Origin of the sequence: Mucilaginibacter psychrotolerans, assembly GCF_004519315.1 — a bacterium.
GTDB lineage: Bacteria > Bacteroidota > Bacteroidia > Sphingobacteriales > Sphingobacteriaceae > Mucilaginibacter > Mucilaginibacter psychrotolerans.
This window is the reverse complement of record NZ_SOZE01000012.1, coordinates 143,581-163,771: the sequence shown is the minus strand read 5'-3', so window position 1 is coordinate 163,771 and position 20,191 is coordinate 143,581. Positions and strand designations below refer to the sequence as shown.

The window sequence follows — 20,191 nt, the reverse complement described above, 5'->3', positions numbered from 1 at the left end:
TCTTTAGCATAGTACAGTTTTTTAAATAGTGAAACGTTCCAGTTATCACTCTAAATTAAAATTTCGGCGCTGCTTACGCAGATGTCCGCACATGCTGTACTATGCTTTTATTACATCATTATTTACAGAATTTTAGAATTAGCAGAATTTGGGAGTTCACATTCTGAAAATCCTGCTAATCCTGTAAATTCTGATTCAGACAGATCTACTCTATATTAAACTTAACCCCATTCAACCTAACCTGCGTACCGGCGAATACCAGGTAAAGATCTTGCTTGCCATCGGCACCGCTGATGGGCACCTTTAGGCTGTTGAGGCCCACGAAGCTGCCGGTAAAGCTGCCTACTACTTTGCCGTCTGCACTGCCCTGGCGTATTTCTACCGTGGCCGGAGGGTCGGTGCCGCGGCCGCGGGGGAGTAGTTTCAGTTCGACGTTCCTGATATCCGTCAGGTCGATTTTGTTGAACTCGAGGTAAGCGCCGGGTTTCTTTACTACGACTATAGTGCTGTCGCGGTTATAGTCCATGTCTTTAGCATCGTTGGCTTGCGATGGTGATAGTAAGGAGCCACGCAGCACCAGCAGGTTCTCGGTAGTTAATGCAGCAGCTGTTGCTGTACCCTTATCGGTATATGCCGCGCGTAAGATATAGCTGCCGTTATCGTTTTCGCCTTTGGGTACCGCAGTTACGTAAGTGCCCGTAACCGGCATAGATTTTTGGGTCTTCTGCGGTGTGCCGAGGCTCATGATATAGCGTACGATGCTACCCAGCTCATTGTTGGTAAGAGCAGGATGGGCAGGCATCTCCGCATGGCCCCATATGCCCGAGCCACCGGTTTTGATCTTATTACTCAGCGTAGCAACAGCCGATGGGTTGTTCTTGTATTTTTGTGCTACCGCGATGAAGGATGGCCCCAGCACCTTATCCTTTACCGCATGGCAGGATTTGCAATCGCTTTTGGCAATGAGCGCCATGCCCGCCGCAAACCTTGCGGTGGCATCTACGCCCTGCTGCTTTTGGGCAATAGCCGTCATGTTATATCCTTCCGACAGGTAATTGGCGCTTACCGATACCAGCGAAGCCGGGATGCGTTTGTTGCTGAGCCTGCCGTCTTCCTTATCGCTCACGTTTATTTTGTAGGCGATGGTTTTACCAGGGAAGAAGAAGCTGCTGTTGCCCTGGGTTACCGTAACGGCAACCACAGGCGGCTCATTGCCTGCTTTTATGGTGAGCGAGGTGCTGTTTTTGGCGCCCTTAAGGTCGGTAACCGTAAGGGTGGCTTTGTAAACGCCCGAGGTGGTAAAGGTTACCGATGGGTTTTGCTCTTTAAAAGTTTTGAAGGGCTTGCCGGCTTTGGTTACCGTCCATTGGTAGGTAAGCACATCGTCGTCGTCGAAATCTTTGGTACCTGCCGATGACAGGGCCACCTTCAATGGTAGTGCGCCTGCGCTTTTATCGGCCCTGGCCTGCACCTGCGGTTTGCGGTTGCCGCCGTTGAATTCTATGCGGATAAGTTCTGCTTCGGGGTTGTTCTTGAAATAGCCATTGCCATATTCCAGCACATAGAGGTCGCCATCCGGGCCGAATTTCATGTCGATAGGGCCGCGCAGTCGCAGTTCGGGCAGGAAGCGTTCCATGGATTTGTATGTGCCGTCTTCGCCAATCTCTACGACGTTTACCCAGCCGCGCACCCAATCGGTAATGAGCCATTTGCCTTCATAATAATCGGGGAAGGGGCGTTTGGCGCCTTTAAAATCGGCAGCACGGAAAATGGGGCCGCCCACCGCGCTGTTGCCGCCGGTCTCCATCAGCGGGAACTTGTCGCTCAGGCCCTTGGCATACCATATAAAAGCAGGCGTTGCGGGCGGCAGGGCAATCATACCCGTATTGTTTGGCGAGTGGTTCTCGGGCTTTAGGGCATCGAAGAAATCGCCCGACTGGTGCGTAGCGAAATCGTACTTGCGGTAAGCTTTGTTATCGCCCACAAAATAGGGCCAGCCGTAGTTGCCCGGCTTTTTGGCCTGGTTAAATTCGTCGTACGATTGCGGGCCGCGTTTGTCGAAATCGTCCTTAGAGCCATCGGGACCAACCTCGCCCCAGTACAGCCAGCCGGTTTTGCTGTCGATAGTTAAGCGCCAGGGGTTGCGGTTGCCCATGGTATAAATTTCGGGTTTGGTTTGTGGCGTGCCGGGGGCAAACAGGTTGCCCTGCGGTATGGTGTATGTGCCATTAGCTTCGGGGTGTATGCGCAGTATCTTGCCGCGCAAATCGTTGGTGTTGCCTGATGATTTCTGCGAATCCTCGGGCGACATGCCCGGTCGCTCGTCAAGCGGGGTAAAACCATCGCTGGCCCTGCTGAAGGTGTTATCGCCGGTGCTTAAGTACAGGTTCTTGTCTTTATCGAAGAGCATACCGCCGCCTACGTGGCAGCATTCCTCGCGCTGGGTAGGTACATCCAGTACGGTTTTTTTGGTATTGCGCAGGATGTCTTTGCCCAGCCAGGTGTAGCGTTCCAACGTGTTTTTGGCCACATCGCCGGCGGGGGCGTAGTACACATATATCCAGTGGTTGGTTTCGTAGTCGGGATCCAGGATGATGCCCTGCATGCCGTCTTCGCCCTCGCTCACCTCGCCCTTTTTGTTAACGTATTTGGTGCTCACGGCAAACTCGGCAATCACCGTAATTTTGTTGGTCTTGGGGTCGTACAGCTTTATTTTGCCTTTGCGCTCGGCGTAGATAACGCGCCCATCCTTCAGTATCTGAAACTGCATGGGCTCTTCCACGCCCTGCGCCAGCACCACCTTGGTAAAGCGGTTATCCTCGGGTTTTTTTGGCGATTGCGCGTAGGTAACTGTGGCGCATACTGCCAGTAATAAAAAGGCAGGCAATGCCCTAAAAAGGTTTTTAGGCTTAAACATGAGCTGATGTGAGATAATTTAGCTGAGTAATAAATGATGTAGCCAAAGTAGCTATTTTTAAGATAAATATAAGGGGGCAATTTTATTTAGTGGGATTTACTAAATATGTATGCGGGATGGGGAGAGCTTGTCTTTTAACCACAGAGTTCACGGAGATTGGCGAGGTGGTGAGCACAGAGGGCACAGAGCTTTGCAATGCGGTTACGTTTGTTTTATTTTTCTGTGTGGTGATTGGATATTTTACAACAGAGTGCAAAGATATGGCAGGATGTGAGCATAGAGGCTTACAAAATGTTTGCTGATTTTTGAAAAGCAGGGATAGTGGGGCTTGGGCTGGGTTCGGCCCCGCTTTCTGTACAAGCCGCTGATAGAAGCGGGCTTTTCCGCCAATCGGGTTTATGGGAGGGCTGGGGCTGGGAATGTATATATGCAGAAATGTATATATACGGATTTGAATATTAGCGACGGAGCAGGCGGATGTGGTTGCGTATATCAAAGGCGCAATTAAAACTCAAGCACGGCAACGCGGACACCGATAAATTTACACAGACAGAGTCTAAATATTCTATGCTTCATCCAACCTTTCATATAATACGGTTAATTAAATTCGTGTCATTATATTACATTTGTTTTATAAAAATCTTTATATGCTCCAATCGCTCATAGTAAAAAATTATCGAAACTTATCGAAACTAACAATTCCGAGATTAGGGAGGGTGAATTTAATTACTGGCAAAAACAATAGTGGAAAATCATCTTTATTAGATGCAATCTCAATTTATGCCTGCGAAGGGAATATATCATGGTTAATACAACTATTAGATGATCGAAAGGAATTCATATCGAATGTTCGACCTCCGTTTGATGAGGGTGCTTTCGAGAAAGCTGTGTCTTGCCTATTTACTAATCGAGCTTTAAAAGAGCCGATTATTATTGGAGAAATGGAAAGTGATTTATTTTCCACGGAATCTCCGTCTCAATATCGTGTAGAAATAAAGCCGGTAAAAATTATAGATGAAGAAGTTAGAAGGACGAGTGAAACGAATAAGGAGATTATATTTTCTAAGCAGCGGCGAGTGCTGGAAGAAAATGATATTGAATATTCTAGTCTTATCAACGCTCGCTTAGGCTTTGAGATTTATTCAAACTCACAAACTACGATTTTTGAAACTAGAGATATATTGAGAAACACGCGGTTTCGGGACTTTCCATCCAACCTGCAATATGTACACACTCAAAACATTGATAGGGAAACGAATTCCAGTTTATGGGACAAGGTCGCTTTGTCTTATAAAGAAAGTTTAATTATTGACGCGTTAAAGATTATTGAACCTAACATCGAAAGGATAGCATTTGTTAGTACCAATGAAAGTGTAAGTAGACTAGTCAGAACCCCAATGGTGAAATTAAAAGGGGATGATGTTATTTATCCGCTGAAAAGTATGGGTGATGGGATAAATAGAATATTAACTATTGTCCTGTCATTAGTGAATTGTGAAAATGGGTATCTATTGATTGACGAGGTTGAAAATGGTTTGCATTATAGCGTACAGAGGTTACTATGGAAAGTTATTTTTGACGTTGCCGATAAACTGGAAGTACAAGTTTTTGCTACTACGCATAGTAATGATTGTATAAGGGCCTTTGGCGAAACTGTTTTGGATTCACATGATTACAATTACTACAGCAGCTTTAAAACAGGACAACTTTTGCGTCTTCAACAAGGGCCTCACAACGTTGAAGTTATAGAATATACATCTGAAACACTATTTTCCGCCATCAAATTTAACATCGAAACTAGGTAGATATGTTGGAAAAGGCATACCCACAAAGGCTTCTGGTTGAAGGAAACGACGATTTACATATAGTTTGGAGTATTTGTGAGAAATTTAAGATTGCGGAAAACTTTAATGTTATAGACTCAAAAGGTTACAGCAATTTAGTGCTTAGGATTGAAGCTGAATTACTCCGGTCAGATTTAATAACCTTAGGCATGATAGTCGATGCAGATACCGATTTAAGTTCTAGATGGAATAGCTTAAGGACTAAGCTGCAACGTCAAGGTTATGAAGTCCCAGAAGATATTGGGGAAGAAGGACTTATTTTAAATCAAGCGAATAAACCTCGCATTGGACTTTGGATAATGCCAAATAATAATTTAAATGGCGCAATTGAAGACTTTATAAAATACCTAATAGCACCTGACGATGATTTGGCACCGGAGGTCCAAAACGTATTAAGAGTTTTGAAGGAATCAGGAAAGCAAAGGTGTAAAGATGTTCATATCGAAAAAAGTTACATTAGCACTTGGTTGGCATGGCAGAAGACGCCAGGTATTCCCATGGGTCAGGCGATAACATTTAAATTTTTAAGTACGGAGAACGTTAGAGAACTGCATTTATTCGTTGAATGGCTAAGTACATTGTTTGCATAGTCTCCCCCCCCCCCACAAAGCCACTTTGCATGCCGCATACCAATCCTGCCGATGATTGCTTTGTGCCTCGCCAAGACGAGGTGAAGAGAGGTGCCTGATTTTGGAGTGCCCAAAAACAAACAGCCCCGACCCACCTAAACCCAACGGCAGCGTAAGCCAGCACGAAGTAAGGTTTGTAGCGGATGGCGGGGTTGATGACAAAAATTCTATCGTCAAGTATTTTAACAAAATTTTTATTGTCAAATATTGGGGATGGTCGAATACTGCCTCCTTTCCTATGAGATTGCCACGTCGCCCCTTGCTCTTGCCCACGCCGCTCCTCGCAAAGACATGGTGGGTAAAGTGTTTACTGCCTCTGGTATGGATACTCCACAATATAATTCCCCGCAGGGGCATAGTTGGCCACCACGTAGATGTCGCCGCTGGCCGAAATGGCTACGCCTACGCCTACCTGTGTGGTGTTTTGCCAAACCATTTGCGTGTAATTTCTTTGCCGGTCGGTTCCCGCCCAACCAGCAGTCTGCCTATTGTTACAAATATATATAAGCGTTTAAGCTTGCGAAAATCAAGGGCTTTAGTGGAGCCTTAACACGCCAGCTTGAATGATGAGAAACTTGCCCATTCAGGCGGGTACGCCTGAATGGGCGGGTATATTCACTTTAAAGGACAATTTCTCTTTATTTTTTACTTAACAGATCATTAATTATTGAAGTTACTTTCCCTGCAAAATCATCATCGTAACCAACAAATACGTTTCCTACTTTTCCTTCTTTATCAATAAAATAAAAAGTCGGAAAACCTGTGACATAGTATGATTTCACAACCTGATCCGCATTAATATAACTTGTGTATTTGATTTTATAACGTCTCTCGAAGTCGAGAACAGCCTTCCTGCTATCTCTTTCAGTTAGGCTTGCTATAATTAAGCCTTTGTTTTGATACTTTTCATATATAACATTCAGTGGCTTTATTGAAGCCATGCATCCTGAACAACCAATGAAATAAAAGTCTAACATTACTACTTTACCCTTTAACTCACTTAACGAAAGCTTCTTTCCATTTGCATCGTACAACGTCCAGTCAGGCGCAGTAGTCCCCACGGCTAATAAATCGGGTGTTATTTTATTTGCGGGGGGCTTAAACCCTTTGGGTATAACGAAACTCGCATTAGTAATATCAGCTCTGTTCAACTTATAATCAAAATATTGGGTCTCATCGTAATAGTCGTTCACCAGTCCGTTATATTTATATCTTCCTTTAATTGTAATCAAACTGGGTAAACCTGTTTGTTTATTAATGTAATAATGTCTGTTTGAGTACAAATGATCGTTATTGTCGAGCGTATCATATACGTTTGCAATAAGATGCGAATTGGTTACGGCATTGATAATTGTGTCTTTAAGCATAGCTATTTTAAAAGGCCTTTTATTAAAACGATCTCTCAGGAATTTTAGTCCACCCATAAGTGATCGACTATATTCGGAAGAGGGCCTTTTCTCTCGGGAGAATGTACTGTCTTGGGGTGATAAAATATTCAAACCATCTCCAGTGTACAAGTCTATCTTGTGAAACTTTTCTGTTTTGTAATCGGTTTCTATACTATACAGGTATCCATATAACTTGTCATGAGGCGCTTTTAAAAATAATTCCTTGTTATGAGCAACTGTAGTGTCAGCGCTCATATCCTTTCGTTTGATTATGGATTGATAGCTAAAGTTATTATAACTTTCTATTTTATTAAGTAGATTTTCAATCCGGGAAATTTGTGCGTCTACTGTAGTGCTATACAGAAATACAGTAAGGCAGAGAGCGGATTGAAGAATTCTTTTAACGAAGCAGGTCATTGCCATTGATTAAGTTAGTTATTGATGACTTAGTAACTGTTTAGCTAAACTACAATGAAAATTAAGCTATTAGTTAGATGTGCCAGCTATTTAACAAATTTTAACCAACCTCTTATGGCGGTTATATATTCTTCCCGCTGCCGCAAGTGTCACTTGTGGCCCGCATGCAGAGGCGCATGAAATTCCGCCGCTCTCCTATGAGATTGCCGCGTCGCCCCATGGCTTTTACCCAACGCAGCTCCTCGCAAAGACATGGTGGTTAATGATTTATAAATAGCTCCGCTGCCCGGCCCGCCACCTCCAGACCACTTGTTTATTGAACTTCTCTTACTGCCGCTGATAAGGATGCTCCCCAATATAATTCCCTGCAGGTGCGTAGTTGGCCACCACGTAGATATCGCCGCTGGCCGATATGGCTACGCCTACGCCAACCTGCGTGGTGTTTTGCCAAACCATTTGGGTGTAATGGCCCGTGCCACCTTTGCCGGTGAATTTGCCGTAGGTGTAATCCTTCTTTTCGCTGTACCAGCTCTCCGAAGCATCTAAGGGAGTGTAATTGCTACTGCCCATGAAAATGTTTTCGCCGTATTGGTTATTGGGGCGGTGCGAGAAGGTTGCGGTGGCGGCCAGGTGGTCGGCCCATTGCTGGGCGTAGGCCGAAAGTTCTTTGCTCCAGGTAAGCGGCTGTACGCCAACTTCCTTCCGGGCCATGTTATGGTGGTTAAGTACTTTTTGGGCATCGGCTACCGATATTTTAGAGCCTGTTGCGTCGTTGGTACCCTGCGCATGGGCGTAGGCGGAAATGAACAGGAGACAGGCGATTAAGTATTTGGTCATGATTGGCTTGTTTAAGGTTACAAGGCTTAAACATAGGCATTTCGGAATGGTTTAAGGGTGAAGCGAAATAAATTTAATTGGAAATTGTACTCCCGCCCAACCAGTCGTCTATGTTTGTTTGCAATCATATGTAGCCATCTGAGCTTGCGAGAATCAAGGGCTTTAGTGAGCCCCCGCTACGGCTGCGTGGACGCTGAAAGACTTATATAGTCAGGCGTGGACGCCTGACCGGGCGGTGTGAAAACTGCTGGCGCGCAGGGCTGAACCAAACTAAACCTAATGTCTACGTTCCTACGCTTTAATCGCCTTGCAAATAAGCCCGGCTATGCTTCGCACTTCTATAAAATCATCGTGCAGGTTTTGGGTATTGATGTGCGAATCGGTACAGATGAGTTTTTTAATGTAACCGCAGTTTTTTAATTTTTGCAGCCCATCATTTACAAAAAGCCCGTGCGTACATATTACATAAATATCGGCGGCACCGGCATCTTTATAGGTTTTTGCAGCATTAATGATGCTGCCTCCCGATCGGATCATATCATCATAAATAATAACGGTTTTGCCGGCTACATCGGCATTAATGGCGCTTACTTCGGTATGGTCGCCTTTGAGGCGGCGCTTGAGGATGAAAGCGGCGTTTACCCCCATATCGTTCGCCAGCGATTCAACCCATTTGGCCCTGCCTGCATCGGTGCTGGCCATTACAAAGTTATCGCCGCCGTATTCCCGGGCCGCATCTATCACAATATCCTTGCAGTAAACGTGTACCGGGTACAACCCATGCTCAAAGTAGTATTGTATGCCTTCGGAGTGAAGATCGAACAAATAGATACGATTACCCTTGTTGCTGCGCGGGATAGCACTAAACAGCCTGGCCCGCGTTTTAGCGGTGACGATCTCCTGCGATAACACCGCCCTTTCCATGGTAGAATAGCCAAAATAGGGCACAATAAGCGTTAAGGAATTGGCCCCATAACTGACCAGCGATGACGCCAGGTCGAACAGTTCCAGCGTGGCTTCGTCGTTAACGGTGCCGCCCAGCAAAATAATGTCGCGGTTTTCCACTTCGCTCAGGATGCGCTGGTAGCGTTCGCCATCTGTAAAAGTGTTTACCTCTACTTCGCCGCGTTCCAGATTGCTGCAGGCCAGCATTTTTTCGGCCAGGTACGCATATGCTTTGATGTGGAAAAGGATCTTTTTCATGATTATTGGTTCAAATTGGCTTTTACCTGCTCAAAGCTCAGCTCGTTAATTAATGCGCCGTTCTCAAATACGGTAATTAGCTCGTCGGCCAGGCCGGGGTTATCCAGTTGGTTTACGGTTTTAAAGATGCCATTAATTTTTACCAGTTTAAGCCTGCCGGCTTTACTCTTTTTAAAACTTTGGGTAACGTTGCCTTCGGCATCCAGTTCGGTTGGATGTTTTTCTACGTCTATCTGCTTGCCGCCAACTACCGCGCTGCTGCATTTTAATGCAAACTTCTGGGTGTCGCGGTCAACCTTTTGCAGCAGTGCACCACCCATGCCCAGCACCAGGTTCTCGGCGCTGATGTAGTTAGCCTTTAATTGCTGGTATATCACTTTAATAGCCTCGTAGTTTACGCCATCGCCCTGAATTACGCGGATCTGCTGCGGCAGCACTTTATAACCCTTGGCGTTTACCGTATAGCCGAATTTGCTGAACAAGATCTTGAAAATGCGCAGCAGGGTCATCACCGGGTCGCCGCTATCGGGGCGGATGACCAGGGTGCCCTGCCGGTTCAGGATCTGTTGTTTCAAATCTTCTCCCCAGTATTCTTCGCAAGCACGGAAGATGTTGTAGCTATCGCTTACGCAGGCAATTGTGCCCGTGGGGAAGGTATCCAGCACATGTTTAAATACTTCCAATTCGCCCTGCTGGCCCAGCAGCGTACAAATACTATGTTCTGTTGCCGGGATGCTGAGGCCGTAAACTTTTTGGGCAGCATAATAGTTTTTTGTCATTACAGATGCCGCCAAATTATCGCTGCCGCTAAAGCTGAGTAAATGCGCGGCCCCGCCAAGCTTAGCGCTTTCCACACTGCTTACACCCCGAAAGCCAAAATCATTCAGTACAAAATCTATCCCGGCTTCGCTGCCTTCGGTAGCGGTTTCGGCGTAAAATTGGGTCACTACTTTGCGCACCTCGCTGCTTAAAGTAGCTACGGTGCAGGGGTACCATACCTGCATCAGCAGGGTTTCTAAAAAGTTGGTGAGCCAGTAACACTCCGGGTCGGTATTCTCAATGGTCATGAGGGCGTTGCCGGTGGGTACAGCGGTGCCCTCGGCCACGGCTTTTATTTTAACGGGCAGGTGGCCGTTGTATTTATCCAAAATATACTGGAACTTGCTTTTATCAAACACATCATCGCGACCGAAAACCTGGGGTAAAAAGTCGGCCGCTTCGTCCAGGTCCTGCTGGGTAAAGGCCGGCCCCTGCAGATATTCCTTTAAAAAATATTGCAGCCCAAAAAACACCGTTTGGCTGAACATGCCCCCACGGCTTTCCAGGTAGCTGTAGATATTGGTAGTGCCGGGCATGTATAATTTATGGTGAGCGTATTTGTAGGCATCAGCCAACAGGATCAAATTTTCACGTTTCATGGTTATTTGTTGTTTAGGTATTTATTTATGATGAAGGTAAACATGGGGACGTGCTCGTTACTGATGAGCTCATCGGCTATCATCTGCGGCAGGTCGGAAAGTTTAAACCAAGCCAGATCGATAATATCGTCCTGCGCCTTCGGCTCTCCGCTGATATGCTCGCAGCTGAACAGCAGGGTGATGATCTTATCGGCTTCGCTGCGGTAGCGCCAGTCGTTTATTTTGGCGGAGGTTTCGTACTGCATGGCGGTGCTTTCCATGTCGCCGGCTTCTTCGGTTAGTTCGCGTTTGGCGGCGCTTTCATAGTCGGCGTCCTCCGGGTCGGCAAAACCGCCTATAAAGCGCCATTTGTTGTTGATGGATTTTTTACCCAGCAAAATCTCGGTTTTGTTGTTTCGAAACATGGCGATATCAACCGTTGGGTAAACTTTGGTGTATTGGTTATACAAGGCGTAAAGGATACCCGCGCGGAAGTCATTAGAATCGAAAACCTTATCGGCGTATTGTTTGCGCAGTTCGGTGGCGTTATAGTCGCCATGCTCGGGCAGTTCTACGGTTTCAAACCGGCCGCTATAGTAGGGGATAAAGCTATCGCGGCTACCATACAGGCAAAATTGCGCGTTAGGGAAAACGCCTTTGAGCAGGTTATCCAGGTTATCAGACCATACCGTATCGCTCGGGTGATCGCTCACCGGCAATACTACCACGTTAGGGTAGCTGGTTTTGATCATTTTTTCGCGGGTGTAATAATCGTAAGGGTTTTTGCGGCTGCCGGTTAGCGGACCAACACCCAGCATAATAATCAATTTATCGTGCTTTTCCATCACCTGACTAATCAGCTGCTTATGCCCCTGGTGCAGGTAAGGGGTTTGAAAGCGGGCAATAATAACTGCAGTTTTCATTTTTCTAATTTGCGTTAATTGTACGCAAATATAAATATGTGTTTGAATTACGCAAATTATTTTTTCAATTATTTTTTAGGGTGGGTGGTTCGAGAGGCTCAGCAGGACAGTTCGATAGGCTCACCATGACAATTCATAGGCTCACCATAACAAGATGCAAGCTTTGAATGTAAGGGAAATCAGACCTCGAAGGTGATGCCGTCTTTTTTGAGCCGGAAGTATTTTTCTTCGTTAAAGCGGAAGAGGTTGCCGGGGCGGCCCGCGCCGCTTAGTTGTTGCTTCTCTTTGGTTTCTTCTAAAAAGCCGAAGCCGGTGATCTTCTTTTTAAAGTTGCGGCGGTCGATAGGGCGATCGAGCACGGTGGTGTATAGCTTCTCCAATTCGGAAAAGGGGAATTTTTCTTCCAGTAGCTCGAAGCCAAGCGGTTGATATTGGATCTTGTTTTTTAAACGCTCGTGGGCGGTTTGGATGATGCCGGCATGGTCGAAAGCCAGTTGCGGGATGTTTTTGATATTGAACCAGGCCACATCGGCGGCATCGGTATCGGCATGTAACTCAAAGGCATCTGGTTTTACCAGGCCATAGTAGGTGATGGAGATGACCCGGTTTCGCGGGTCGCGGTTGGGCTGGCCAAAGCTATAAAGCTGTTCGAGGTAGTTGATGCTGATGCCGGTTTCTTCCTTCAGTTCGCGGTGGATGGCATCTTCCAGCGATTCGTGGTCGCCCACCAGGCCGCCTGGTAATGCCCAGGCATCTTTAAAAGGGGGGATATTGCGTTTAATGAGCAGTACAGAAAGCCCCTCTTTAGACGTGTACCCAAATACCACAGCATCTACAGCAACTTTTATATTTTGCGAAACCGCCATATTGCAAATGTATCAATAAGGGGGATGCGCGCAAAGGGGGAAATTGAAGGCAAGGTGTTGGTGTTGGCCAAATGGTTGGCTCATTGCTGGACGAAGGAGGAGAATTCTTCGCTCCAGGTAAGGTGCTCAAGAAGGCTTCGCCGTTTTTAGGAATTTTTAAGATGGGCAGAATTTTAGGTTACTAATTTCTTGTATACCAATTTTCAATTGTTATTCCCTCAATCCGGTTAAAATCTTTAACGTTATCGGTTACTAATATGAGGCTATTTTCTACAGCAGTAACCCCAATTAGAAGGTCAAACTCGTCGTTTACAGGCTTTCCTATCTTTCTCAAACGCACTTTCTCTTTTGCGTAGCGCCTTATACTACCGAATATAGGTATGATAGAAAGACCGTTGATAAAATCATCCACAGCCTTATGGGCTTTGAGTGGGTCTCCACTATTTTCCGCACCAAATCGCAGTTCAACAACCGTTATCTCAGATATGAAAAAATTTGTGCGCCCTTTTTCGCGTATAATAGCGGCTAAATCCAATTTGCCTCTTAAAAAGAATATACAAATGCTGGTATCAAGAAGGTATTGCATCAGAAGTTGAGGACTTTTTCCCGGAATTTTCTGGATGCTTTTATTTCATTGACAATTTCTTCGGCAGGCTTATCTGAACCCCAAGCACCGTATGATTTGAAAAAAGCTTTCTCCGTTGAATTTTTTTCCTTTTTCAACGATTTAGACAAACGTTCGATGAGTTCTATTTTGGTAATTGCATCCAATCCCTCAAACAACTTCGTGTAAGTGTCAATGATATTTTTGTTTGCTACTGTCATACCCGCATCATTTAGGACGATATTCCGCTCGTGTTTTACAAAAATAACAATTATTCTTTAAACCAAATTAGTGTATTAAAAGCCGTTATTTTGAATAAGCAGTATGAACCGACATAATTCTGCCCATTCCATAAATTCAATAATATTCGAGTTCAGACAAATTTTACGATGAGCCGGTTTGATAATCGTAACATATCAAAATCGATGAAACCAAAATCGGTGAAATCGAATATAATCGGTGAAACGGCGAAGCCCTCTTTAACACCATTGAAATAATTAAAAGTTAAAAATCCCAAAATAGAAGCGTACATTTATTTTGATTAAACCTTATCCACGCGCATGGAAGTTATCTACATCTTAATGCTTTTGATTATTATCGTACTGGTCATCAGTTCGAAAAACAAAAATAATGAGAGGCTCGACCGTATAGAACATCAACTTAACGAATTAAATGACCTTGCCCGGCAAAGCGTAAAGGCGCAAGCGGCAGAGAAATTCAAACCCGCCGACCCCAGGCCATGGGAGGCTAAAGAGGCGAGTCCCGCGCCGCCTAAACCGCTGCCACCGGTAGCGCCGCCACCTATTACCCCACCGAAACCCGAGCCGGTTAAGGTAGAGCGCGAGCCGCAGGCCATTACGCCGCCGCCGGTAAAACGGCCCGAATTCCGCAAGCCGGAACCTGAACCGGAGCCCGAACTGTCATTCTTTGAGCGCTATCCCGACCTGGAGAAATTCATCGGCGAAAACCTGGTGAATAAAATAGGCATCGCTATTTTGGTGCTGGCGATAGGCTTCTTTGTAAAATATGCCATCGATAACAACTGGGTTGGCCCGGTTGGCCGCGTGGGTATCGGCGTGCTTTGCGGCGGTATTCTCATTGGCATTGCGCACCGCATGCGCAATAGCTACAAGGCGTTCAGCTCGGTACTGGTAGGGGGCGGTTTGGCCGTTTTGTATTTCACCATCACGCTGGCCTATCACCAGTTCCACTTGTTCAATCAAACGGCTTCTTTTATCATACTTATTGTCATCACCATTTTTGCTGTGTTGCTATCCTTGTTATACAATAAGCAGGAGCTGGCGGTGATAGCCTTCGTCGGTGGCTTGGCGAGTCCGTTTATGGTGAGCAGCGGGCAGGCCAATTACAATGCCCTTTTTATTTACCTGGTGATACTGAACGCCGGGCTGCTGGTTATTGCTTATTACAAAGCCTGGCGGGTATTGAACGCCGTGGTGTTCGGCCTTACGGTGATTGTTTTTGGGGCGGTGCTTACCAGCTTAACTGCGGCCACTTATCATACCGGCCTGCTATATGCCAGCATATTGTACCTGCTGTTCTTCGGTATCAACGTAGCCAATAATGTCAAAGAAAATAAGGCCTTCCTCGGCAGCGATTTCAGTATCCTGCTTATCAATACCGGCCTGTATTTTGGCGTAGGGCTGTACCTGCTAACCCAAATGGGGCAGACCGACATGCGCGGACTGTTCACTGCATCGCTGGGTGTGCTTAACCTACTGCTTTCTTTTGTCCTCTTCAAAAACAAAAAGGTGGATACCAATGTGCTGTACCTGCTCATCGGTATTACGCTCACCTTTATATCGCTTACGGCACCTATACAGCTCAACGGGCATTACATCACCCTGTTTTGGGCAGCCGAAACGGTATTGCTGTACTGGCTGTACCGTAAATCGAAAATAACGCTCATGAAGCTTACCTCGCTGCTGGTATGGTGCGCCATGCTGATTAGCCTGGTGATGGATTGGATTACCCTGTACTACGCGCCCGGGATTTACAATAAGGCAGCGCTGCTGTTGCTGCCTATCATAGCCAACAAAGGATTCATCACTACGGTGGTCGCAGCTATAAGCTGTTACCTCCTCTACCTGCAAATACAGCGCGACGATACCCCGCGACTTTACGGGCTTGCCATACCCGCCATGCTGTATCGCAACATGGCCTTTATCCTGCTGTTTGCCAGCGGCCTGCTGGAGGTGAACCACCAGTTTACAACGCGTTACCCGGATACCAGTCTTAACCTGCTGTACCTGATGCTGTATATACCGGCCTTTGTTTATGTGTTTTACCTGTTGGGCAAGCGGCTGAGCGCAGTATGCCTGCGCTGGGAAGCAGGGGCAGGGCTCATGGCGCTGGCCATTACGGTTTACTTTTTTAGTCTGCCCGCCCTGTTTGCCACCATTTATGAAATTTTAGCGGGGCACAACATCAGCAGTGGGCACCTGGTAGCGCATTGGGTATCGGCAATATTTGTTGCGCTGCTGCTTTACCAGCTGATCAAACTGCTGCGTGCCGAAATGCATGAAGACCTGAAAGCCACCGCTTCCTGGATACTTTCGGCAGCCGTGGTGCTATTGCTGAGCGTGGAGTTGTGCCTGGTGGCCGATGCGCTTTTTGCGGGCCATGGCACTGCCATAGACAGGGTAGAGACCGTGTACAGGAAAGTTGGCTTGCCCATATTGTGGGGACTAAGCTCTTTTGCGCTGATGTTTTTGGGCATGCGCAACAAGGCGCGCACGCTGCGTATTATATCGCTTACGCTGTTTGCGGTTACGCTGGGCAAACTGTTTATTTTCGATATTAAAGATATACCGCCTGCGGGTAAGATAGCGGCCTTCTTTTGTTTAGGGGTGCTGTTGCTTATCGTATCGTTTATGTATCAAAGGGTGAAAAAAATACTGGTGGAAGATGAAAGTAAGAAAAATGAGGAGTAAGCTTTTATTGTCGATGTTGCTGATGGTTGCCGGCACGGGGGCATTTGCGCAACGTGCAAAGTATATGGCCGAATTGCCACAGCCTGCGGCCTCGGGCTTTTACCATATTGCACTCCCCCCGCAAATATTGGCTAAAGCCAATGCAGGGCTTTCCGACGTCCGCATTACCGGCCCTAACGGTACCACTGTGCCTTACTTGTTTGGCGAAAGTTTGCCGATAGATAAAGGAACGGACGTTTTTGTGCCGTTTAAACAGGTCGGGCAGGTAAAGCAGGACACCGTGACCACTTTTATTGTGCAAAATGCAGCAGAATCAACCTCTATCGGCCAGTTGGTTTTAAAGTTGCGCAATATGGATGTGGAGCGCCGGGTGATTTTAGCCGGCAGTGATGACCTTAAAAATTGGTACGCCATCAAAGAGGATATTACGCTAACAAAAGCCGGCGATGATGCCCATTCAAAAGGTGTTTACGAGCAGTTGCTCAGCTTCCCTTCAAGCAATTATAACTTTTACCGCATAAGGGTGAATAACCTGCGGCGCGATCCGGTGGCCATTATTGAAGCAGGAATCTACCGCTCGCAAATGATAGAGAAACCGGCCTATTGGCCGTTAGAGGGCCTTAGATTCGGGCAAAAAGATAGCGCTAAAGTAAGCCGCGTTTTTATAAAGCTGGCCGATAACTACCGGGTGGACCGCCTTTGGCTTAGTTTGGCTGGTGCAAAATATTATCAACGCGCCATGCGTGTTTATGAAGTAAAAGGCAGGTACCGGAACCTTTTATCGGAAACCTTCATAACATCTTCGGATGAAACTTCGCTAAGCCTTTCTGCTAAAACCAACCTCTTAGCGTTGGAGATAGATAACGAAGATAATGCACCTTTAAAGGTAACAAAAGTGGCCGCTTTTCAGCTGCAACAATCACTTATAGCTTATTTGGATGCCGGTAAGAATTACCAATTGGGCTTTGGCGATACTACAGCCGTTACACCAAATTACGACCTTAGGTTTTTTGCCGATAGCGTAAAGAAACTTGATAATGCCAGGGTGATAATGCCCGGCCCGGTAAAAGTTAACCCGCAACAACCAATTGCCAAACCCGCCTCCAAAAGCTTCCCCGCATGGGCATTGTGGGCCATCATCGTAGCCGTACTAACCGCGCTGGGGGCTATGACGTTTAAGATGACGAAAGAAGTAGGGAAAAGAGGATAGGCGTTTAGATGCGTAGTTTCATTTTGTTTTTTTAGGCAGCTTGCTTTAGGTGATTAATTCGACGGAGGTTTTAACAGAAACATTAACGGAACAGCTAACCGTTTTGCCCAAGAAGCTTCGGAATGGTCGTCTCCCGGGAATTCGCGTGTTAACCAGTTATGCTCATCATATCCTGCGTTTTGCATCACGGTATCGGCACGCAGCTGGTACGGCTTATACATGGCATCGAGGGTTTTGCTGCCGTAATCAAAGTATACTTTGTGACCCTGGGGAGAAGGCAGATGCTTTTTTAAATACGTTATAAATGCGCCCGGTATGGGGTTATCAACTGTTGTAAAGGTACCGGGCCAGTGGGTAGAAAGGCATGCCGCGCCACCAAAAACTTTAGGGTATTCGCAAATGGCGTACATGGATATCAGCCCGCCCATACTCGATCCGGCTATGAAGGTATTTTCCCGGTCGGCCAAAGTACTGTAATGACTGTCGATATAGGGCTTTAACTCTTTTACCATGAATTTGAGATAGTTATCTGATACCGGGCCGTTGCCCAGCAGCGGGCTACCGCCATCCTTTCCAATAGCTAAAATCTTTTGCCGTTCGGCATCCGGGAGGCTGTAAAATGCCTTCTGTGGGAAATACTCCTGATGCCTTAAATTCGTATTCCATATTCCGACTACGATACAATCCTTTACTTTTTTTTCGGCCAGCAAACGGCACATCGTATCATCAACGTCCCAGGCTTGATGATTCCAGGTAGTGGTACTATCAAACAGCATTTGCCCATCGTGCATGTACAATACGGCATATTTTTTCTGCGGCGAGTACCCATCCGGCAGCCAAACATCCACATTGCGTGCCAGCACATATTTGGATGGGAAATTGGCAATCCTGGTGATCGATCCACAAACTGCTTTGGGTATTGGCTGTGCCTCCATTTTAAAAATCGTAACGAAACAAAGCAGTATGGTTAATAGGGATTTAAATGTGTTTTTTGTGTAGATAGTATAAATCATTGCTTGCTTTTTTTGGTTGGGCGGGCAACAAGCAAGGCTTCCCGGCCGGGGATTAAAGACGGTTTAATTATTGTTTAGTAAAGTACCGGGTTTATTGGGCTGTTGATGATCTCGCCGATAGTCGCCCCGGGGCACCACCTGTGCCAGTCGTTCACCTGGTTCTGGTTTTCGGGTTGCTTTAGTTTCATGGCCGCATCCATGTAGATGATCGTCATCACTTTTCGCATCTCGTTGCTTTTATTGGCCCCCGCCCGGTGAAACACCCAACCCGAATGGAAACTGATCTCTCCCGCATCAAACGGTTCTATCACATGCTTAAAATCGGTAACCTTAAGCTTTTGCTGTATCAGCAATTCGCTTTCGTCGCCAATTTCTAATTCTCTCCCGCTTACTATCTGATGGCTGCCCGCACTAAATTCCAGCGGCCCCATTGATAAGGGTATTGCTTGTAATGGTATCCAGGCAGTAACCGTTTTATCGGTTTCCAGCGGCCAGTAATATTGGTCGGCATGCCAGGGCGTAATGCCACCGCCCGGTTCTTTAAACAAGGCCTGGTCGTGGTAAAGGCGCACACCGTCAACCTCCATTAAATCAGCCGCTAGCTTTGCCAGGCGTTTGCTGAATATCAATTCCTTAACCACTTCATCTTCCAGCCAAAGGTTAAAAAGTTGCAGAAAAGCTTTTTCGTAAGTGGTCCGTTCTTCCAGCGGCCTCAATTCGGTGTTTAATAAGGCAACCGTTTTTGTTATTGCATCATTAAAGAAATTCAGCGTCTCTTCGTTAAGTACATCCTTTAGCTTGATGAAGCGGTTTTTCTGATAAAAGCTAATTTGTTCATTAGTTAACGCGTAAGGTTGCTGAAGAAAATTGGTGATTGAGGTGGCTGTCTGCATTGGTTTTTTTTATCAAAACTATTGTTTGCTATCACTATTTAATAGTACGCCGCTATCAAAAATCAGCACTATATTGAAAATATACTTAAATTATCATCATATTTTAACAATATAGTATGAAAGCAAAGCTGGAACAGTTGCCCTTAGGCAGCGCGGATTCATCGTTCGTGTATTACCATCTCATCGTGCCTTCTTTTGATTTTGTATGGCATTATCATCCTGAATATGAGTTGACGTTGATCTTGAAAAGCAAAGGGAAAAGATTTGTAGGCGATAGTTATGAGAACTATGAAGCGGGCGATTTGGTGCTGCTTGGGCCAATGCTACCACATTCGTGGGTGAGCGGCGCCAATATGAACGATAATTGCGAGGCTATCGTGATTCAGTTTTCACAAATTTTTATTGATCCGCTGTTTGGTTACCCCGAAATGAAAGAGGTACGTACCTTACTGGCAAATGCCAAAAACGGCTTGCACTTTCAGGCCGTAACAAACGATATGATTTTACTGCTCCGGGATCTTGTGAAATATAAAGGGATGGATGCCTTTTTACTGCTGATTAAGGTGCTGCACATGCTCACGGGCAAAAAAGCAAAACAATTGTCTTCCGGGTATTTGAAGCCACTGAACGACAAAGCGCACCACCGCAGAATAGCTAAAGTGTTTGCCTACGTACAAGCAAACTACACCACAAAAGTTTCGCTAAGTAAAGCGTCGGAACTGGTCCATTTGTCGGAAAGTGCTTTTTGCAAGTTTTTTAAACGGGTAACGGGGAAAACCTTTTCCGACTATGTTAACGAGATCAGGATTAGCAAGGCATGCGAACTCATCATGGAAACAGACAAGCCCATAGAACTGGTTGCTTTTGAAACCGGGTTTGAATCACAAACGTATTTTAACCGGGTATTTTTAAAGAAAAAAGCCGTAAGCCCTAAAAAGTATAGGGATGCGGAGAAAGCACAGGGCTTATGAGCCGTCAAAAATTAATGCTATCGGGTAATTATTAGTAGCTCGTTGACGCAAGCGTCCTCCATTTGGCTCGCATTCAAAGCCGCTTTACCCTTGCAGGGCACGTAAGGAACTCACGCCATCCGAAATTC

At 46.0% G+C, this 20,191-nt stretch carries 17 protein-coding genes; 5 read left to right on the top strand and 12 right to left on the bottom strand.

Going from position 1 to position 20,191, the window contains the following annotated elements; all coding sequences use genetic code 11:
• Positions 1-205 precede the first annotated feature (205 nt).
• Positions 206-2,917, bottom strand: a complete 2,712-nt coding sequence (locus E2R66_RS13770) for a PQQ-dependent sugar dehydrogenase (protein ID WP_133231417.1) — start codon at positions 2,915-2,917, stop codon at positions 206-208.
• A 647-nt stretch (positions 2,918-3,564) separates the two neighbouring features.
• Between E2R66_RS13770 and E2R66_RS13765 the strand changes: the two genes are divergently transcribed.
• Positions 3,565-4,722, top strand: coding sequence for an AAA family ATPase (locus tag E2R66_RS13765; RefSeq protein WP_133231419.1), 1,158 nt, complete (start codon positions 3,565-3,567; stop codon positions 4,720-4,722).
• A 2-nt stretch (positions 4,723-4,724) separates the two neighbouring features.
• On the top strand, positions 4,725-5,351 hold the full coding sequence (locus E2R66_RS13760; RefSeq protein ID WP_133231421.1) for a DUF3226 domain-containing protein: 627 nt from the start codon (positions 4,725-4,727) through the stop codon (positions 5,349-5,351).
• Positions 5,352-5,697: 346 nt separating this feature from the next.
• Here E2R66_RS13760 and E2R66_RS13755 read toward each other — a convergent pair whose 3' ends face one another.
• From E2R66_RS13755 to E2R66_RS13715, 9 genes are all read right to left on the bottom strand, one after another.
• Positions 5,698-5,889, bottom strand: coding sequence for a CAP domain-containing protein (locus E2R66_RS13755; protein ID WP_262710301.1), 192 nt, complete (start codon positions 5,887-5,889; stop codon positions 5,698-5,700).
• Between the two features lie 139 nt (positions 5,890-6,028).
• On the bottom strand, positions 6,029-7,033 hold the full coding sequence (locus E2R66_RS13750) for a peroxiredoxin family protein (protein ID WP_158288413.1): 1,005 nt from the start codon (positions 7,031-7,033) through the stop codon (positions 6,029-6,031).
• 489 nt (positions 7,034-7,522) lie between these two features.
• Positions 7,523-8,032: a CAP family protein gene (locus E2R66_RS13745; RefSeq protein ID WP_133231427.1), complete on the bottom strand. Its 510-nt coding sequence runs from the start codon at positions 8,030-8,032 to the stop codon at positions 7,523-7,525.
• Positions 8,033-8,323: 291 nt separating this feature from the next.
• Entirely contained in the window at positions 8,324-9,235 is a 912-nt protein-coding gene (locus tag E2R66_RS13740; RefSeq protein ID WP_133231429.1) for a ribose-phosphate diphosphokinase, read from the bottom strand.
• 2 nt (positions 9,236-9,237) lie between these two features.
• On the bottom strand, positions 9,238-10,653 hold the full coding sequence (locus E2R66_RS13735; protein WP_133231431.1) for a nicotinate phosphoribosyltransferase: 1,416 nt from the start codon (positions 10,651-10,653) through the stop codon (positions 9,238-9,240).
• 2 nt (positions 10,654-10,655) lie between these two features.
• The gene (locus tag E2R66_RS13730) at positions 10,656-11,555 is read right to left on the bottom strand and encodes an NUDIX domain-containing protein (RefSeq protein WP_133231433.1); all 900 of its coding nucleotides are present in this window, start codon (positions 11,553-11,555) and stop codon (positions 10,656-10,658) included.
• 179 nt (positions 11,556-11,734) lie between these two features.
• A complete protein-coding gene (locus E2R66_RS13725) occupies positions 11,735-12,421 on the bottom strand; it encodes an NUDIX hydrolase (RefSeq protein WP_133231435.1) in 687 nt (228 codons plus the stop codon).
• Positions 12,422-12,602: 181 nt separating this feature from the next.
• The gene (locus E2R66_RS13720; RefSeq protein WP_133231437.1) at positions 12,603-13,007 is read right to left on the bottom strand and encodes a type II toxin-antitoxin system VapC family toxin; all 405 of its coding nucleotides are present in this window, start codon (positions 13,005-13,007) and stop codon (positions 12,603-12,605) included.
• Positions 13,007-13,246, bottom strand: a complete 240-nt coding sequence (locus E2R66_RS13715; protein WP_133231439.1) for a hypothetical protein — start codon at positions 13,244-13,246, stop codon at positions 13,007-13,009. The genes E2R66_RS13720 and E2R66_RS13715 overlap by 1 nt, the downstream gene beginning before the upstream one ends.
• Before the next feature lie 339 nt (positions 13,247-13,585).
• Between E2R66_RS13715 and E2R66_RS13710 the strand changes: the two genes are divergently transcribed.
• Together E2R66_RS13710 and E2R66_RS13705 are read left to right on the top strand one after the other, a co-directional pair.
• Entirely contained in the window at positions 13,586-15,976 is a 2,391-nt protein-coding gene (locus E2R66_RS13710; protein WP_133231441.1) for a DUF2339 domain-containing protein, read from the top strand.
• Complete coding sequence (locus E2R66_RS13705) at positions 15,951-17,186, top strand: DUF3999 family protein (protein WP_133231443.1); 1,236 nt, start codon at positions 15,951-15,953, stop codon at positions 17,184-17,186. The genes E2R66_RS13710 and E2R66_RS13705 overlap by 26 nt, the downstream gene beginning before the upstream one ends.
• A 53-nt stretch (positions 17,187-17,239) precedes the next feature.
• Here E2R66_RS13705 and E2R66_RS13700 read toward each other — a convergent pair whose 3' ends face one another.
• Together E2R66_RS13700 and E2R66_RS13695 are read right to left on the bottom strand one after the other, a co-directional pair.
• Positions 17,240-18,121 carry an alpha/beta hydrolase gene (locus E2R66_RS13700; RefSeq protein ID WP_204985923.1) on the bottom strand — a complete coding sequence of 294 codons (882 nt, stop codon included), beginning with the start codon at positions 18,119-18,121 and terminating at the stop codon, positions 17,240-17,242.
• Between the two features lie 152 nt (positions 18,122-18,273).
• Positions 18,274-19,092: a phytanoyl-CoA dioxygenase family protein gene (locus E2R66_RS13695; RefSeq protein WP_133231447.1), complete on the bottom strand. Its 819-nt coding sequence runs from the start codon at positions 19,090-19,092 to the stop codon at positions 18,274-18,276.
• A gap of 116 nt (positions 19,093-19,208) precedes the next feature.
• Between E2R66_RS13695 and E2R66_RS13690 the strand changes: the two genes are divergently transcribed.
• Positions 19,209-20,063, top strand: a complete 855-nt coding sequence (locus tag E2R66_RS13690; RefSeq protein ID WP_133231450.1) for an AraC family transcriptional regulator — start codon at positions 19,209-19,211, stop codon at positions 20,061-20,063.
• The last annotated feature ends 128 nt before the right edge of the window (positions 20,064-20,191 follow it).

Excerpts from the sequence above, each read along its gene's own strand:
- E2R66_RS13770 (WP_133231417.1), bottom strand. The coding sequence starts at position 2,917 with ATGTTTAAGCCTAAAAACCTTTTTAGGGCATTGCCTGCCTTTTTATTA.
- E2R66_RS13765 (WP_133231419.1), top strand. The coding sequence starts at position 3,565 with ATGCTCCAATCGCTCATAGTAAAAAATTATCGAAACTTATCGAAACTA.
- E2R66_RS13760 (WP_133231421.1), top strand. The coding sequence starts at position 4,725 with ATGTTGGAAAAGGCATACCCACAAAGGCTTCTGGTTGAAGGAAACGAC.
- E2R66_RS13750 (WP_158288413.1), bottom strand. The coding sequence starts at position 7,033 with ATGAGCGCTGACACTACAGTTGCTCATAACAAGGAATTATTTTTAAAA.
- E2R66_RS13745 (WP_133231427.1), bottom strand. The coding sequence starts at position 8,032 with ATGACCAAATACTTAATCGCCTGTCTCCTGTTCATTTCCGCCTACGCC.
- E2R66_RS13740 (WP_133231429.1), bottom strand. The coding sequence starts at position 9,235 with ATGAAAAAGATCCTTTTCCACATCAAAGCATATGCGTACCTGGCCGAA.
- E2R66_RS13735 (WP_133231431.1), bottom strand. The coding sequence starts at position 10,653 with ATGAAACGTGAAAATTTGATCCTGTTGGCTGATGCCTACAAATACGCT.
- E2R66_RS13730 (WP_133231433.1), bottom strand. The coding sequence starts at position 11,555 with ATGAAAACTGCAGTTATTATTGCCCGCTTTCAAACCCCTTACCTGCAC.
- E2R66_RS13725 (WP_133231435.1), bottom strand. The coding sequence starts at position 12,421 with ATGGCGGTTTCGCAAAATATAAAAGTTGCTGTAGATGCTGTGGTATTT.
- E2R66_RS13720 (WP_133231437.1), bottom strand. The coding sequence starts at position 13,007 with ATGCAATACCTTCTTGATACCAGCATTTGTATATTCTTTTTAAGAGGC.
- E2R66_RS13715 (WP_133231439.1), bottom strand. The coding sequence starts at position 13,246 with ATGACAGTAGCAAACAAAAATATCATTGACACTTACACGAAGTTGTTT.
- E2R66_RS13710 (WP_133231441.1), top strand. The coding sequence starts at position 13,586 with ATGGAAGTTATCTACATCTTAATGCTTTTGATTATTATCGTACTGGTC.
- E2R66_RS13705 (WP_133231443.1), top strand. The coding sequence starts at position 15,951 with ATGAAAGTAAGAAAAATGAGGAGTAAGCTTTTATTGTCGATGTTGCTG.
- E2R66_RS13700 (WP_204985923.1), bottom strand. The coding sequence starts at position 18,121 with ATGGAGGCACAGCCAATACCCAAAGCAGTTTGTGGATCGATCACCAGG.
- E2R66_RS13695 (WP_133231447.1), bottom strand. The coding sequence starts at position 19,092 with ATGCAGACAGCCACCTCAATCACCAATTTTCTTCAGCAACCTTACGCG.
- E2R66_RS13690 (WP_133231450.1), top strand. The coding sequence starts at position 19,209 with ATGAAAGCAAAGCTGGAACAGTTGCCCTTAGGCAGCGCGGATTCATCG.